The organism is Planococcus sp. CAU13 (genome assembly GCF_000775575.1).
Taxonomy (GTDB): domain Bacteria; phylum Bacillota; class Bacilli; order Bacillales_A; family Planococcaceae; genus Planococcus.
Map to the genome: position 1 here is coordinate 15,602 of NZ_JRGN01000255.1, position 16,363 is coordinate 31,964.

Consider the following 16,363-nt stretch of genomic DNA (forward strand, 5'->3'; position numbering starts at 1 on the left):
GACAAAAGCCGGAAACTCCCCAATGGAGTTTCCGGCTTTTGTTTATTGGGATACAGGTTCTGCGCTGTCTGGCGGCACGAAGGCTGTAAGCTTTTCGCGAGGCAGCGACAGCCATTCTTCCACTTGCTTGATCATCGCAGGTTTGGCGTAATAATACCCTTGCACTTCCTGGCACACGAGCTGATGCAGGAAATTGTTCTCTTCCGGACGTTCGATGCCTTCCGCCAGACAAGTCAGCTGGAAACGGTCGGCCATGGATGCAATTGTCGTAACGATCCGCTGGCTGTTCTGGTTGCTGTCGACATTTTCAATGAAATCGCGCGGCACTTTGATTTTATCCACCTTGACTTTCGCCAGAATGCCGAAAGAAGAATATCCTGTGCCGAAATCATCAATGGCAATGCGAATGCCTTTGGCTCTGAGCGCATCGATTTTTGCCAGATCTTCCGGCCGGTTCTCGAACAGCGAGCGTTCGGTCAATTCGATTTCGAGGCGGTCCGGCTGAAAGCCGATTTTTTTCAGAATATGAAGAACTTCGTCCACAAATCCTTCCTGCTTGATCTGGATGAACGACACGTTCACCGCCAGTTTCAATGGACGGCCGATGGAATCTGACAGCATCTGAACTTCCCAGCAGGCTTTTTCCAAAATCCATTTGCCGAGCGGTACGATAAAACCGTTTTTTTCTGCAATTTCGATGAACAGGCCTGGCGATATCATGCCCATCTGTGGATGGTTCCACCGGATCAGCGCTTCCACTCCGACAATCTGATTGGATTTCAATTCAATCTGCGGCTGGTACACCAGATGGAATTCCGCATCCAGATTTGCCTGGTACAGCGCTTCCGAAACCTGCACCTGGCTCATCGTACTGCTTTTTAATTTATCCGATGAAAATACGATTTGATTGATGCCGTCCAATTTCGCCTGTTCCAGCGCAAACTGTGCATGGCGCATCAATTCATCACTGCTGTCACCGTCCGGTCCCGAAAGCGCCACGCCGATATTGAACGTCAATTGATAATCATGGCCGAACAAATCGTAAGGGGCTGTCAGGTAACGCAGCATTTCTTTCAAATCAGTTTCCAATTTTTCTCTCCCGAAACTGGAAGTTGCTGCCAGGAACGTGCTGCCTTCCCCCTTGGCGAGATAAGTGTCAGCCGGCAGTTTTCCTTTCAGTCTTCTGGTCACCATTAACAGCAGTTCATCGGTCCGTTTATGCCCCAGAACATCGTAAACCGACTGCAGCTGGTTCAATTCCAGCTTCCAAAGGAATAATTGCTTCGTTTTCAGCTGATGATCCACATATAGATTGAAATCTATGCGGTTCGGTATTTTCAGGAAGGGATCGAGATAAGCTGTTTCTTCGGCTTTGTGTATGTAATGAAATAATAATTTTTCTTTATCCTTTATTGAATAGATTCCGCTTAAACAAATAACGGCGGCCACTGAAATCAGGACCAGCCGGATGACGTGGTCTTCGACTCCCAGAAGGACAGTCAGCTGATCGGGGGCTGTCATCATCAGGATAATGAGTCCCACCATTGAGGAAACGAACGAATAAAGCAGCATTCTCCGACTCTGCAGAGTCACGGCCATCAGTAAATAAAGAAAGGTCAGTGACCAGATGGTAGTGGCTGCATCCTCAATGAAGTACAGCAGAATCAGTGGAAAAAGCATATAGTTCAACAGGTAAATATGCGGGCGCACGGAATCGCGTCCATGGCGTTTGCCTACTAACAGCGACAGCAGCCCAAGTATGATCATGCCGATTGGCACCGGATATTCCAGGAATGTGATCCCCCGTCCATCCATCATTATAAAAATGCCGAAAATAATTCCGCCGCCCAAATTGCCCCAGCCCATTACGTCACCGATCCGGTTGGCGACTTTCGATCTTAACTTTTCAGCTTCACTCATGTAATTGTCGTTGGTCCTATGTAATGTCATGTATGCTACCTCATCCAGTGGAATTTTGAAATTTTACAGTCGACCTTTATACAGTATCGGCAACTATACGGATTTCTTTACAGTTTTATAAGTTTTTCCATTTTTAAAGTTCAAAAGAATTAAACAGTATAGATAATATAGCATATTCAAATGTCCAGAAACCATAAAAGCCAAAGGAGAATCAACTTTTCTCCTTTGACTTTTCTCGGATGCCAACAGCGCATCCCTGCTTATCTGTTTTGTTATGGATCCGTTTTAAATTTCCTGGAGTTTTGCACCAGCTGCCGTTTTTTCAAACGCACCCGCCAAATCGGCGACGATGTCGTCAATTGCCTCCAGCCCGACCGACAGCCGGAGCAGGGATTCTGTAATGCCCATCGCTTTACGCGAGGCTTCCGGGACAACCGCATGCGTCATTGAAGCCGGATGCTGGATCAGTGTTTCTGCATCGCCCAGGCTGACCGCAATTTTAATCAGGGACAACGAGTTCATGAATTTCTGCGCTTCCCTTTTGCCGCCTTCGAGTTCAAATGAAATCAGACCGCCGCCTTTTGCCATCTGCCGCTTAGCCAGCTCATATTGAGGATGTCCCGGGTCGGCAGGATAATGGATTTTTTTGACTGCCGGCTGCTGCTGCAGGAACGCGAGCACTTTCTCTGCGTTTTCAATATGCCGATCCATGCGGACGTGAAGTGTTTTTAATCCCCGCAGGAGAAGCCAGGCATCGAATGGTGACATGATGCCGCCTACGTCTTTTTGGATCGTCATGCGGATCTGCTGCATTTCCTCTCCGTCTTTGCCCACTAAAATGCCACCGATGACGTCCCCGTGCCCGTTCAGGTATTTTGTGGCACTGTGAAGAACAAAGTCTGCACCCAATTTCAGCGGATTCTGCAGATACGGAGAACAGAACGTATTGTCCACCACCACTCGGATGCCATGGTTTTCAGCCACTCTGATTACCGCTTCCAGATTCACGAGCTCCATGGTCGGATTAATCGGCGTCTCTACATAAATGCAGACTGTTTCAGGTTTGATGGCGGCTTCTATTTCTTCTTCTGTCGTCATTGAAATCAAATCATGTGTGATGCCGTATTTTTCTTCCATAATCTCCAGCAGGCCGAACGTGCAGCCATAGATCCCCCTTGAACAGAGGATATGATCATTCGCCTTTGTCAAATAAATGAGAATCGCACTTACCGAAGCCATTCCTGAACCAAATGCCAGCGCCCCTTCGCCGTATTCGATTTCAGCCATCCGCTCTTCAAGCACACGTACCGTAGGATTGCCCAGGCGCGAATAGATATTCCCTTCCGCATTGCCGGCAAAGCGGTTTTCCCCTTCCTCCGCTGTGGCAAATGAAAATGTTGACGTCTGATAAAGCGGAGTCGCCAGGCTGTCATGGTGTTTCGAACTGTCATACCCTTTGTGGATTGCCGCTGTTTCCATGCTCATCTTTGATTTGTCCATTTGGTACACCCCTTAATCGTAAATAGTAAGCGCTTACATTCCTCACTTTCATTCTACCGTGAAGCTAATGAAAAGGAAAGCCACCCTCCCGCATATAAATCTTTCGATTGACTTTGATTGGTGAAATCGGTTATACTATGCTTTGTGTAAAATAATCGCAGCAGTTGTATGTGCCTGCCCGTCCATTTTATTCCTTATAGGAAAACCGGCGTCCCTTTGGCGCTCCGGTCTTGACTATAGAGGTGTATCGCGTAACTCTTGGCTGCTGAGCGAAGGTACAGGACTATAAAATGGCTTGCAGCATGAATGCATCTGGTTTTTATTTTACTCTAAAAACCAACAACAGAGGAGGAGACTACTATGTCTCGTTATACAGGTCCAGCATGGAAACTGTCCCGCCGTTTGGGTGTATCCCTTTCAGGAACAGGTAAAGAATTGGAAAAACGCCCTTACGCACCAGGTCAGCACGGTGCCAACCAGCGCAGAAAAGTTTCTGAATATGGTTTGCAATTACAGGAAAAACAAAAATTGCGCTTCATGTTCGGTGTAACTGAACGCCAATTTAGAACTCTTTTCGACAAATCAGGTAAAATGCCTGGTAAACACGGTGAAAACTTCATGATCCTTCTTGAAGCCCGCCTTGATAACGTTGTTTACCGCTTAGGCTTAGCACGTACTCGCCGCCAGGCTCGCCAATTGGTCAACCACGGTCACATCCTTGTTGATGGCAAGCGCCTTGACATCCCGTCATACAGCGTGAAACCAGGACAAACGATCACTTTCCGTGAAAGATCAAACAACCTTGACATCGTCAACGAAGCAATCGAAGTGAACAGCTTTGTTCCTGAATACGTTTCTATCGACGCTGACAAAAAAGAAGGTACATTCGTACGCTACCCAGAACGCAGCGAATTGTCTGCTGAAATCAACGAACAGTTGATCGTTGAGTACTACTCACGTTAATCTTTCGATTTCAAACCCCGAACCGGGTTTCCGGTTTGGGGTTTTTCTGTTTTATTCGCATAGCTGCCCTTTATGATAAACTGGAGAAAACGGAGGTGCAGCAATGAGACTTATTTCAATCTGTCCGAGCAATACAGAATTGCTGGCGTTTTTGGGAGCCGAGAAAATGCTGGTCGGCATCGATGATTATTCCGATTGGCCGGCAGCTGTCACCCAGTTGCCGAGGCTCGGTCCTGATCTTTCCATCCGCATGGATGAACTTGAAGGCCTGGAACCCGATTTGGTGCTTGCATCGTTAAGTGTGCCGGGCATGGATAAAAATGTAAATGAATTGAAGAAGAGAAACATTCCCCATATCATCCTTGACCCTCAAAGTCTGGATGACATCGGGCAGGATCTTTTGGCAGTCGGCGAAGCCTGCGGAGTCGATGCCCTTTCCGCCTACGCCGCCTATTCCGCCGCCATCGCCGAGATCAAAGCGAGGTCAGCTGCTGTCGCAAACCGTCCATCGCTTTACTGGGAATGGTGGCCAAAACCGATTTTCACTCCCGGAAAAATCAACTGGCTGACGGAAATCAGCAAAATCACAGGTGGCCGGAATATCTTCGATGACACGGATTCCGCCAATATCCAAACCGACTGGCAGGACATCGTCAACAGGGATCCGGATTATATTCTGCTTGCCTGGGTCGGCATCATGACGGATAAAGTAAAACCGGAACTGCTCCGCAAACGCCCCGGTTTTGCGGAAATGAAAGCAGCCGGCAATGTTCATGTCATGGAAGAAGAACTGTATTGCCGCCCTTCTCCCCGCCTGATCGAAGGTGCGATCAAACTCGGCAAACTCCTTCACCCCCATGAGTTTGAAACGATGGAAATCCCGCAATTCCTGAAACGCTGAAAAGAAGTTCAAATTTTTTCTTCTATATAAAATGCAAAAGCAACGCCGTCTGTTAAGAAGGCGTTGCTTTTGCATTTTCATGCTTTATTATTAAATATCGCGTGAACCGCGGATCCCGCCGGTACCCTGCTGATTGCCGATTAACGGGTCAGTGGATGTAAAACGGTCACGGTCATTATGATCCGGAATATTCAAGGTATCATCTTCAGCAAGTACAATGATTTGGCCTTCATTGAAGCGATTCTCGTAATCTTTTGCTTCATCTTCGGGGATGCCCAGGCCAATCAAAGCACCTGCCAAACCGCCGATTCCAGCACCTGCTGCAGCTCCTGTCAGACCGGCCACGATTGGTCCGGCCGCCACGATCGGCCCAATGCCCGGTATGGCCAATGCGCCAATTCCGGCAAGTACGCCGCCAAGACCGCCAAGCGCTCCGCCTGCCACTGCCCCGGTTGCTGCACCTTCACCGGCATGTGTACCCGTTTCTTCTGTTACATGTCTGGTTTCATCTTCATTTTTACTGAGAACCGAGATATCTTCTGCCCGGTGCCCCTGTGTTTTCAAGTCTTCAATTGCTCTGATCGCTTCTTCTTCTGTACGGTAAGAACCTACTACTCTTGACATTATTACGCCTCCTTGGATTTGTAATTCAATGGAAAAGTCGACACAGTCCAATTTTACCCTTTGGCTCCCAGAATAAACATGTTATACAGAATTAAGCCAGAAACTGCACCATATGGTATTTCTTTTTCCCGCGGCGGATGATTGCAAATGTATCCTCCAGGCGGTCTTTGCCGTCGATGATATATTCCACATCCGTCACTTTTTCACCATTGACCGAAATGGCGCCATTTGTAATATCTTCTCTCGCCTGGCGTCTCGATGGTGATATACCCGCTTCAACAATCAGCTCAACGATCGATTTCGGCTCACGCGCCATTTCAATGGAAGGAACATCTTTGAATGCCGCTTTCATTTCGCTTGCGGACAAGGCTTTAAGGTCTCCGCTGAACAGCGCTTTCGTAATGCGCTGCGCATCTTCCAGTGCAGCTTCGCTGTGGACAAGGCGTGTCATTTCTTCCGCCAGCACCGTTTGCGCTTTCCGCAGATGGGCTTCAATGGCCACCGATTCTTCAAGCGCCTCGATTTCTTCGCGGCTGAGGAATGTGAAGATCTTCAGGTATTTGATAACATCAGCATCTGAAGTATTGATCCAGAACTGGTAAAACTCATATGGTGACGTTTTTGCTGCATCGAGCCAGACAGATCCGCCAGCCGACTTGCCGAACTTCGTGCCATCAGCTTTTGTGACAAGTGGAATCGTAATGCCGAACGCTTTCGTTTCTTCGTCATGCGTCTTGCGGATCACTTCCAGCCCCGAAGTGATATTCCCCCACTGATCCGAACCGCCGATTTGCACGCGGCAGTCGAAGTTATCGTATAAATGATTGAAATCGATTGCCTGGATCAATGTATAGGAAAACTCTGTAAACGAAATGCCCGTCTCAAGACGAGACGCCACTGAATCTTTGGCAAGCATGTAATTCACGTTGATCAATTTGCCGTAATCCCGGAGGAATTCGATGACACTCATCGCACCGATCCAGTCGCGGTTATTGACCATCTGCGCGCCGTTTTCCGCCTGGAAATCAAAAATCTGCTCCATCTGAACCTTTATGCCTTCCACGTTGCGGTCAATCTGCTCTGTTGTCTGCAATTGACGTTCTTCATTGCGGCCTGAAGGGTCCCCGATCATTCCGGTTGCGCCTCCCACGAGCAGAATCGGTCTGTGCCCGTGCATCTGGAAACGGCGCAGAGTCAAAAGCGGGACGATATGGCCGATATGCATGCTGTCGGCAGTAGGGTCCACACCGCAGTACAATGAAATCTTGCGGCTCTCCAATAATTCGGCAAGCCCCTCTTCATCCGTTTGCTGATATAATAAGCCTCTCCATTTAAGATCTTCCAATAATTCATTCGACATAACTATTCCTCCTCGTATACAATTATCTTAATACTTCGACTACTGGTTGTTTGCACGAAAAAAATGCGCCCCTGCATGTTTGGACATGCAGGGACGCATTTGCGCGGTACCACCCAGCTTGAAGGGATATAAAAAATACCCTTCCACTTTCACACGTGCCGAACGGGGCACTTCCGTAAACTCCAAACCTGTAATTCAGCTGCTGCGTTTTTACCGGTTTGCACCATCCACCGGCTCTCTTTGAAAAAATCGCAGTTCCTACTTCGGGTTCTTCACAGTTTAATATTAAAATATACTAGTAGTGTACGTTATTCTCACTGTTTGTCAATAACTTAGTGGACAATAATAGAATATGCTATAATATAAAAAGATTTTAGGGGGTAGATAATGTGCGCGAACGATTAAAATACTGGCAGCAGAAATCCGAAGACACATACAATAGATGGAGTTCGACAAAATGGGCCAAAGGACTGAACATAACGACCGGCGTTCTTTGGAACCTGGCTATCCTGTTCGCGATCATTCTGGTGGTTGGCGGAGTTTTTGCCGCATCAGTCGGCGCAGGATATTTTGCTTCTCTTGTTGATGAAGAAAAACTTCGCTCGGAAAGCGAAATGCGCAGCGAAATTTATGCTTATGAAGAGACCTCCGAGATATTCTTCGCCGATAATCAGTATCTCGGAAAATTGAGAACAGATCTGGACCGCGAAGAAACGAATCTTGAAAAAGTTTCCGAATATGCAATCAATGCGGTACTGGCTACCGAAGATGAGTATTTTGAAGAACATGACGGCATCGTGCCCAAAGCGATTTTCCGCGGCCTTTTCCAGGATGTATCCAATGCCGACAGCCAAACGGGCGGTTCCACGCTGACCCAGCAGCTCATCAAAAACCAGATTCTGACCAACGAAGTGTCCTATGAACGGAAAGCAAAGGAAATTTTACTGGCAATGCGCCTTGAAAAATTCATGACCAAAGAAGAAATTCTTGAGGCATATCTGAATATCATCCCTTACGGCCGAAATTCAGCCGGAACCAATATTGCCGGGATTGAAACAGCTGCATCCGGGATTTTCAATGTAAATGCGAGTGAACTGAATCTGCCGCAGGCGGCATTCATTGCAGGAATCCCCAAAGCGCCTTTCCGATACACGCCTTTTTCTTCCGGCGGCGGATTGAAGGAGCCTGAATACCTGCAGTTCGGCATCGACCGGATGAAAACAGTGCTTTTCCGGATGCTTGAAACCGAGTACATCACAGAACAGGAATACAATGAAGCGCTGGCATATGACATAACCAAAGATTTCAGAACAGACACCACCCGTTCCTCCGAACAATATCCTTACATCACGACAGAAATAGAGAAACGGGCGACCCGCATCATCATGGATGTTCTTGCCGAAGAAGCCGGAATTGACCCTGCATCATTGGAAGAGAACAACAAGTTATTCGAAGAATATGAAATTCTGGCTGACCGTGCAGTCCGCGCAAGAGGCTACCGGATCCATTCCAGCATCGACAAGGAACTTTACATCGCACAGCAGGCTGCAAAAGATGCCTATGAAATGTATGGCCCCACCCTGACTAAGACAATCGTCAATCAGGAAGGTGAAGAAGAGGAAGTGCCGATGCCTGTTCAGGTCGGAGCGGCGACTTATGAAAATGACACAGGACGGATTTTAAGCTTTGTGGGTGGTCGGAATTACGAAATATCCAATTTCAACTACGCAACTCAGGCATCCCGTTCCATCGGCTCCACTGCCAAACCGTTGCTGGTATATGCACCAGCAATTGAGTACGGCAGAATCGGAGCCGGCAGCCCGGTTGTTGATGTGAAATTTGAAATAGTTGACAATGGCGGCGACACATGGAGCCCATCCAACTTTATCCGTACAAGTGAGCAGGGCATCATGTCGGCCCGTGCTGCACTCGCCGAGTCACAAAACATACCGGCTGTACGCCTTTTCGCCCAGATTCAAAATCAGATGCCGATCAATTATTTATTGAAAAACGGTTTGTCTTCTGTAACGGAATCAGAAAACGGCGCCCTGTCCGCTGCACTCGGTGCAGGTATTGAAGCGACGCCTGAAGAACTTGCCAGTTCATATGCAACTTTTGCCAATGGCGGCATTTTTAAGGGCACTTCAATGATCGACCGGATTGAAGACGCTGAAGGAAATATCATTTACGAGTACGAAATACAAACTGAAGAAATTTACACTCCGCAAACTTCATATATCATCACCGATATGATGCGCGATGTCTTTGACGGGCCAGGCGGAACTGCCAACCGCGCGAATAATCTGTTGAAATTCGATGCTGATTTCGCCGGCAAGACGGGAACATCCCAGGAAACACGCGATGTCTGGCTGGTCGGCTATAACCCGAACGTCACCATGAGCGTATGGCTGGGGTATGATCAGGAGAGAAGTTCACTTGATATCATGCGCAACAGCTATTTGCAGCCTTCAACCCGCATCAACCAGGTATGGGCTGCATTGATGAATGCTTCTTATGATATCGACCCTGAATTCTTTGGAACCAAGGAAACTTTTGCTGCACCTGAAGGAGTCGTCACCCGTTCATTCTGCGGGATTTCCGGACTTGCACCAAGTGGAGGCTGCTCGGGCGATGGACTTGTCAGATCTGACCTGTTCAACGCCAATATCATGGTGCCGAGCCAGGCAGATGACAGCCTGACAACCGGCAGATATACAACCATCAATGGCAGCCGCTACGCCGCACTTCCTTCAACACCTGAAGAATTTGTATCAGGCGGAGGCGTAGGAGTTTCCGAAGACTTCATAGACCGCATGCTTGCTCCTTTCGGCGGCGATGCGAGCAAATTGTTCCCGCAGGATTCGCGATTCTCGAACGTCGTTTCATCCACGACTTTTAATGCTGATGATGCTGCACCGGCAGGAGTCCAGGCGACACTTAACGGCACTGCACTGAGCTGGAGCAACTCAGCTTCAAATGATGTAGTCGGCTACCGTGTTTACAGAAATACGGGCGGCTCGAACTCACGGATCGCCTCTATCCCTGAATCATCCGGCAACTCTTACAGAATCCAGGGACCGGGCAGCTATACTGTGAGAGCTGTGGATATCACCGGAAGAGAGTCAGCCAATTCCAATGCTGTATCAATCGATGCACCGGAACGTGAAGCTGAACCGAGTGATGAAGGACAAGATAATACACCGGCGCCTGCACCTGCAACGCCGCCGGCAGCACCACCGGCAACTCCTCCTGCCAATGAGCCGGAAGAGCCCGAAGAACCAGCGGAACCGGAAGAACCAACAGAGCCGGTTGAACCACCTGAAGAACCTGACGATCCCGCATAAAGAAAGAAAAAAGATCCGGACCATTTTTAAATGGCCCGGATCTTTTTGTGTTTATTTTCAATCTTCCATTGTAGACAGGTCACCTGCCGGCAGGTCGAGTTCCCATGCCTTCAGCACACGGCGCATAATTTTACCGCTTCGTGTTTTCGGCAGTTTATCCTTGAACTCTATTTCTCTTGGCGCCGCATGTGCAGCCAATCCTTTTTTCACAAACTTCTGAATGTCCTGGATCAAATCTTCTGATGGTTCATAACCTTCATTCAGGGCTACGAACGCTTTGATAATTTCCCCCCGGACAGGATCAGGTTTGCCGATAACACCCGCCTCTGCTATTGCAGGATGTTCCAATAATTTGCTTTCAACTTCGAACGGGCCTACCCGTTCACCCGAAGTCATGATCACATCATCGACACGGCCCTGGAACCAGTAATAGCCTTCCTCGTCTTTGAAAGCCGAATCACCGGAAACATACCATTTATCTTTCAGGAAATAGGAATCGTATTTTTCAGGATTGTTCCAGATTTGGCGCATCATTGACGGCCATCCTTTTTCGATCGCCAGGTTGCCCATCTGATTGGCCCCAAGTTCATTGCCCTGATCGTCGACGATGGCGGCTTTAATGCCGGGCATCGGTTTGCCCATCGAACCCGGTTTTATTGTAAGGGATGGATAGTTGCAGATGACCTGCGCTCCTGTTTCCGTCATCCACCATGTATCATGGATTCTGCGTTCAAACACCTGCGCTCCCCATCTGATGACTTCCGGGTTCAGCGGTTCGCCGACAGATACAACGTGGCGCAATGTGGACAGATCATATTCTTTCACCAGCGCGTCCCCTGCTCCCATCAGCATCCGGAATGCAGTCGGCGCGCTGTACCAGATTGTGACCCCGTAATCTTCAATCGCCTGATACCAACCTTCCGGAGAAAAGCGTCCGCCGATGATGACCGTTGTTACACCGTTCAGCCATGGTGAAAAAACGCCGTATGCCGTTCCGGTCACCCAGCCTGGATCCGCTGTGCACCAATAGATGTCCTGTTCCTTGAAATCGAGGACCCATTGGCCCGTCTGGAGCTGCTGCACCATTGCGTACTGTGCATGCAGAACCCCTTTTGGTTTGCCTGTAGAGCCTGAAGTATAATGAAGAACCAGACCATCTTCCTTATCAAGCCACTCCACTTCAAATTCATCCGAGCTTGCAGGAAGATGTTTCAGGACGTCAATCGTGTGATCGTTTTCTTCAACATTTTCCCCTACCAGGAAAACCGTTTTCAGATTCGGCAAACGGTCAAAAGGCACGCGGGATACGAGATCCGGTGTTGTGATGATGGATTTGGCATCACTGTCATCCAGCCTGTCATAGATGGCGCCTTCCATGAACGCTTCAAAAAGCGGACCTACGATAAGGCCCATTTTCAGCGCACCGAACATCATGAAATAGAGTTCCGGCGAGCGCGGCATGAAGATGAATATGCGATCCCCCTTCTCCAGATCCGAATGCGACTTCAACAGGTTCGCTGCCCGGTTGGTCATCCGTTTCATCTCGTAGAAAGTATAGGATTCTTTTCTGAACTGATCCATATAATAAAGAGCTACCTTATTTTTTCTGGCAGACTCCGCATGTCGGTCAATCGCTTCATGAGCCATGTTGATTTTCCCGGTTTCGTACCAGCTGAATTGCTTCTCGACTTCTTTCCAGTCAAAGTCAGCTGAAACCTCGTCGTAATTATGTAAATTAAAATCTCCCGGTACTGCTGGCATCGATTCCACTTTCATCCAAATCATCCTTTCAATTCTAATATCTATTTTATTCTACCCCACTACGTGACCAAAAATCCAACTATTTTCACTTTTTAGATAATGGAGAGCGCTTTCAAAGTGATTAGCCAAGCGCTTATCCTTTCATGTATAATAAAGCTAATTGTAAATATACAGGCGGTGAAATGATGGAACACAAGAAAACTTATAACGCAATGGAACTGAAAACGAAACATGGCAGGATCGTCATTGAAGGTCCGGTCCCTTCCCATGAACTTCGGGCGCTTGATTTCCATGAAGACCTGGTGGCATTCCGTCCTGCAAAACAGCAGCATGAAGCCATTATCGGCATCGCTGATTTGCCTGAAGGACGCATCCTTATTGCGCGCAATAACAATATGATTGTCGGATATGTAACTTTCCTCTATCCTGATCCGCTTGAACGCTGGTCAGAGGGAAATATGGAAAATCTGATCGAGCTCGGCGCCATCGAAGTCATCCCCAAATTCAGAGGCAGCGGCGTCGGCAAAGCTTTACTCAAAACATCCATGATGGATGATGCGTTAGAAGATTTTATTGTAATCACCACCGAATATTATTGGCACTGGGATTTGAAGGGCACCGGCCTCAATGTCTGGGAATACCGTAAGATCATGGAGAAAATGATGCAGGCGGGCGGACTTGAATATTACGCCACGGATGAGCCGGAAATCAGTTCTCATCCGGCCAATTGCCTGATGGCGAAAATCGGAAAACGGGTAGACCGCGAATCGATCCAGAAATTTGATCAGCTGCGTTTCAAACAACGTTATATGTATTAACCGGAAAGGGTGTTTCTATTGCTGCTGGAAGAAATCATGAAAACAAAAGTTCATACATTGAGTACCCGGCAAACGGTACAGGATGTCATCGAATTATTTGAAACACAAAAGATCCGCCATGCGCCGGTTCTGGAAAACGATGAAGTCGTCGGTGTCGTCACGGACCGGGATCTGAAGGATGCACTGCCTTCCCGCTTTACTGTGTCTCCAAAAGGAGCCCCCTATCAGAAAACTGTGGATGAAATCATGACCCGCAACCCTGTCATCGCCCATCCAATGGATTCCGTCGAAGAAATTGCCATGGTCTTTTATGAACAGCAGATTGGCTGCCTTCCAATTGTGAGCGGCGGCAAACTGGCCGGCTTTATCACAGAAACAGATCTTCTTTATACTTTTATCGAGCTGACCGGCACGCACCAGCCCGGTTCTCAGATTGAATTGCGCGTGAAGGACCGATCCGGAGTTCTGCTGGAAGTTTCAAAGATTTTCTATCAGCACAACATTAACGTGCTCAGCGTGCTGGTCTATCCGGACCGTGAGAAAAAGGATAGTAAAATTCTCGTTTTCCGTGTTCAAACGATGAATCCTCTGGCACTTATCAATGACTTACGCAAAGAAGGTTTTGATGTCTTATGGCCAAACATGCCGCAAATAAACGAATAGAACACGCCGTTTTCATCTACTCGGAAGACCAGCTCGGCTATAAATTCTCTGAAACCCACCCTTTCAATCAAAAGCGGCTTCTCCTGACAATCGATCTGCTGCGCGCGATAGACGCGCTTCCGGATCATCTGATTGTGCCTCCCCGCATCGCCACTGATGAAGAATTGCTGCTGGCCCATGATCAGCGTTATATCGATATCGTCAAAAAAGCGAGCAAAGGGGAAGTTTCATCCGAAGCCGGGGAAAGCTACGGCATCGGCACAGAAGATACTCCGATTTTTGAAAATATGCACGAAGCAAGTGCACGGCTTGTCGGGGGTACTTTGACCGCCGTCGATTATGTCATGGAAGGTAAAGCGCAGCACGCCCTGAATCTTGGAGGAGGCCTTCACCACGGGTTCCGCGGAAAAGCTTCCGGCTTCTGCATCTATAACGACAGTTCAGTGGCTATTAAATACCTGCAGAAAAAGTACGGGGCACGTGTGCTTTACATCGATACCGATGCCCATCACGGCGACGGCGTCCAGTGGTGCTTTTACGATGACCCTGACGTCTGCACAGTTTCCATCCACGAAACAGGCCGCTATCTGTTCCCAGGCACCGGCAATATCAATGAACGGGGTAACGGACAAGGTTACGGCACGTCCTTCAACTTTCCGATCGACGCCTTTACAGAAGACGAATCGTTTCTGGAAATTTACCGCACTGCAATGAAAGAAATTATTGAGCATTTCAAACCGGACGTGATTCTGTCCCAGAATGGTGCAGATGCACATTACCTTGATCCATTAACCCATCTGTACGGGACAATGGATATTTACAGGGAAATCCCTAAAATCGCCCATGAACTGGCCCATGAATACTGCGACGGAAAATGGATTGCTGTTGGCGGTGGCGGTTACGACATCTGGCGCGTGGTTCCGCGTGCATGGTCGCATGTCTGGCTTGCGATGACGGACTCCCCTCCCCCATCCGGAAACCTGCCTCAGCAATGGTTCGAAAAATGGCAGCCGCAAGCACCTGTCGCTTTGGTCAAAACCTGGGAAGATCCTGAGAATATGTATGAACCTATACCCCGAAAAGAAGAAATCACTGAAAAGAACCAGCAGATGATGGAAAAATCACTTTACATCATCCGCCATACGCAGAAAAAACTGTCATAAAATTAAAAGCTGCATCCGATGTCATCATCGGATGCAGCTTTTTTACCTGTGTATTTATGCTCTATTTTTAGTGGATTGGCGTTCTTCGATGCGGTAAGGCAGAATCACCTGATTTTCATCGATTTCTTCATTGTTCATATATTTCGTCAGCAAGCGCATCGACACCGCTCCGATATCGTATAACGGCAATGCCACTGAACTCAGCATCGGACGCGCCATGCGTGCCAGTTTGGAATTTTCATAGCTGATGATTTCCACATCTTCGGGTATCCGCAGCCCTTCTTCTTCCACCTGGTGAATGACGCCAATCGACATTTCATCATTGCTGACAAAATAAGCTGTCGGTTTATAAGGCTTCAGCTCTCTGACGGCCTCCATTCCTTCATCGTAAGAATTATTGCATTCCACTACCAGTTCAGGCCTGAATTGGATGCCCGCGTCTTCCAATGCAACCCGGTAGGCTTTCATTTTGTAATCCCTGTTGATTTTGGAACTTAAAGGACCGGAAATCATCGCAATTTTCTGATGCCCATTTTCAATCAACTTCTTGACAGCTTCATAAGCAGCTTCATAATAATCAATGTTTACGGATGCGATTTTTCCACTTTCTTCAATGGAACCTGCCAGGACAATCGGAGTCGGAGACCGCTCCATTTCAAACAGCAGCTCAGGCGAAATGATGTCGCTCATGAAGACGATGCCGTCCACCTGTTTGCCGAGCATCGTTTCAAGCAGCTGCAATTCCTTGTTTTCATTCTGATCGGAATTGGACAGAATGATGTTATAACGGTACATTGTCGCGATATCTTCGATTCCACGAGCCAATTCTGCATATGTGCTGTTCGAAATATCCGGGATGATGACACCGACCGTGGTGGTCTTTTTGCTTGCGAGTCCCCGCGCTACTGCGTTCGGGCGATACCCAAGCTCTTCTATCACTTTCAATACTTTCTTTCTGGTGGCCGGTTTGACGTTCTGGTTGCCGTTCACTACGCGTGAAACTGTCGCCATGGAAACGTTCGCTTCCCGTGCCACATCATAAATCGTTACGGTCATGTAAGCGCCCTCTTTCCCTTTTCTTCAATCATACGTTAAAAACTTTATGTATATCAACTATTTCTGTTGAATTAATAAGCTTATGCAGTCGATATTCCGCAAAACAGCTCCGAAGACATTAGCCGAAGCTTGCGAGGAAAATGTCTTTGCGACGAAGTGTGCAGCACTGAAGGAGCACGGTTCTAAAAGCTGCTCTAATACAGGGATGTCGACTTCGCTGTTTTGCTCCATATCTTTAGAGACTTCTTTCAGCAAAGGCACGGCTCAGGACCGGGTGGAGCAATAAGACG

The 16,363-nt window shown here is 48.0% G+C and carries 12 protein-coding genes and 1 other annotated feature; of the genes, 6 read left to right on the plus strand and 6 right to left on the minus strand.

The window, feature by feature from the left end:
• Positions 1 to 42 precede the first annotated feature (42 nt).
• Both KW93_RS12230 and megL read right to left on the minus strand, forming a co-directional pair.
• Complete coding sequence (locus KW93_RS12230; RefSeq protein WP_033543306.1) at positions 43 to 1,950, minus strand: putative bifunctional diguanylate cyclase/phosphodiesterase; 1,908 nt, start codon at positions 1,948 to 1,950, stop codon at positions 43 to 45.
• 255 nt (positions 1,951 to 2,205) lie between these two features.
• Entirely contained in the window at positions 2,206 to 3,420 is a 1,215-nt protein-coding gene (gene megL / locus KW93_RS12235; protein WP_033543307.1) for a methionine gamma-lyase, read from the minus strand.
• Positions 3,421 to 3,780: 360 nt separating this feature from the next.
• On the opposite strand from megL, the gene rpsD reads away from it, so the two are divergent.
• Positions 3,781 to 4,383 carry a 30S ribosomal protein S4 gene (rpsD, locus tag KW93_RS12240; RefSeq protein ID WP_033543308.1) on the plus strand — a complete coding sequence of 201 codons (603 nt, stop codon included), beginning with the start codon at positions 3,781 to 3,783 and terminating at the stop codon, positions 4,381 to 4,383.
• Between the two features lie 103 nt (positions 4,384 to 4,486).
• Positions 4,487 to 5,284, plus strand: a complete 798-nt coding sequence (locus KW93_RS12245) for a cobalamin-binding protein (protein WP_033543309.1) — start codon at positions 4,487 to 4,489, stop codon at positions 5,282 to 5,284.
• Positions 5,285 to 5,374: 90 nt separating this feature from the next.
• Here the strand turns inward: KW93_RS12245 and KW93_RS12250 are convergent, their stop codons facing one another.
• A complete protein-coding gene (locus KW93_RS12250; RefSeq protein WP_052131607.1) occupies positions 5,375 to 5,908 on the minus strand; it encodes a general stress protein in 534 nt (177 codons plus the stop codon).
• Between the two features lie 91 nt (positions 5,909 to 5,999).
• Positions 6,000 to 7,268: a tyrosine--tRNA ligase gene (tyrS, locus tag KW93_RS12255; RefSeq protein ID WP_033543310.1), complete on the minus strand. Its 1,269-nt coding sequence runs from the start codon at positions 7,266 to 7,268 to the stop codon at positions 6,000 to 6,002.
• Positions 7,269 to 7,354: 86 nt separating this feature from the next.
• Positions 7,355 to 7,553: a binding site (T-box leader), on the minus strand.
• 104 nt (positions 7,554 to 7,657) lie between these two features.
• Here tyrS and KW93_RS12260 point away from each other — a divergent pair.
• Positions 7,658 to 10,612 (plus strand): transglycosylase domain-containing protein, encoded by a 2,955-nt coding sequence (locus KW93_RS12260; protein WP_033543311.1) that lies wholly within the window; start codon positions 7,658 to 7,660, stop codon positions 10,610 to 10,612.
• Positions 10,613 to 10,669: 57 nt separating this feature from the next.
• Here the strand turns inward: KW93_RS12260 and acsA are convergent, their stop codons facing one another.
• Complete coding sequence (acsA, locus tag KW93_RS12265) at positions 10,670 to 12,388, minus strand: acetate--CoA ligase (RefSeq protein WP_033543312.1); 1,719 nt, start codon at positions 12,386 to 12,388, stop codon at positions 10,670 to 10,672.
• 170 nt (positions 12,389 to 12,558) lie between these two features.
• Between acsA and KW93_RS12270 the strand changes: the two genes are divergently transcribed.
• Genes KW93_RS12270 through KW93_RS12280 form a run of 3 tightly spaced genes read left to right on the plus strand, consistent with a single transcriptional unit; the run spans position 12,559 to position 15,017 of the window.
• Positions 12,559 to 13,191 (plus strand): GNAT family N-acetyltransferase, encoded by a 633-nt coding sequence (locus tag KW93_RS12270; protein WP_033543313.1) that lies wholly within the window; start codon positions 12,559 to 12,561, stop codon positions 13,189 to 13,191.
• An 18-nt stretch (positions 13,192 to 13,209) separates the two neighbouring features.
• A complete protein-coding gene (locus tag KW93_RS12275; protein ID WP_033543314.1) occupies positions 13,210 to 13,854 on the plus strand; it encodes an acetoin utilization AcuB family protein in 645 nt (214 codons plus the stop codon).
• The gene (locus KW93_RS12280) at positions 13,824 to 15,017 is read left to right on the plus strand and encodes an acetoin utilization protein AcuC (protein WP_200883343.1); all 1,194 of its coding nucleotides are present in this window, start codon (positions 13,824 to 13,826) and stop codon (positions 15,015 to 15,017) included. Before KW93_RS12275 ends, KW93_RS12280 begins: the two co-directional genes overlap by 31 nt.
• Positions 15,018 to 15,071: 54 nt before the next feature.
• On the opposite strand, the gene ccpA is transcribed toward KW93_RS12280, so the two are convergent.
• The gene (ccpA, locus tag KW93_RS12285) at positions 15,072 to 16,073 is read right to left on the minus strand and encodes a catabolite control protein A (RefSeq protein WP_033543315.1); all 1,002 of its coding nucleotides are present in this window, start codon (positions 16,071 to 16,073) and stop codon (positions 15,072 to 15,074) included.
• Positions 16,074 to 16,363 lie beyond the last annotated feature (290 nt).

Excerpts from the sequence above, each read along its gene's own strand:
- KW93_RS12250 (WP_052131607.1), bottom strand. The coding sequence starts at position 5,908 with ATGTCAAGAGTAGTAGGTTCTTACCGTACAGAAGAAGAAGCGATCAGA.
- rpsD (WP_033543308.1), top strand. The coding sequence starts at position 3,781 with ATGTCTCGTTATACAGGTCCAGCATGGAAACTGTCCCGCCGTTTGGGT.
- tyrS (WP_033543310.1), bottom strand. The coding sequence starts at position 7,268 with ATGTCGAATGAATTATTGGAAGATCTTAAATGGAGAGGCTTATTATAT.
- KW93_RS12280 (WP_200883343.1), top strand. The coding sequence starts at position 13,824 with ATGGCCAAACATGCCGCAAATAAACGAATAGAACACGCCGTTTTCATC.
- acsA (WP_033543312.1), bottom strand. The coding sequence starts at position 12,388 with ATGAAAGTGGAATCGATGCCAGCAGTACCGGGAGATTTTAATTTACAT.
- KW93_RS12245 (WP_033543309.1), top strand. The coding sequence starts at position 4,487 with ATGAGACTTATTTCAATCTGTCCGAGCAATACAGAATTGCTGGCGTTT.
- megL (WP_033543307.1), bottom strand. The coding sequence starts at position 3,420 with ATGGACAAATCAAAGATGAGCATGGAAACAGCGGCAATCCACAAAGGG.
- KW93_RS12230 (WP_033543306.1), bottom strand. The coding sequence starts at position 1,950 with ATGACATTACATAGGACCAACGACAATTACATGAGTGAAGCTGAAAAG.
- KW93_RS12270 (WP_033543313.1), top strand. The coding sequence starts at position 12,559 with ATGGAACACAAGAAAACTTATAACGCAATGGAACTGAAAACGAAACAT.
- ccpA (WP_033543315.1), bottom strand. The coding sequence starts at position 16,073 with ATGACCGTAACGATTTATGATGTGGCACGGGAAGCGAACGTTTCCATG.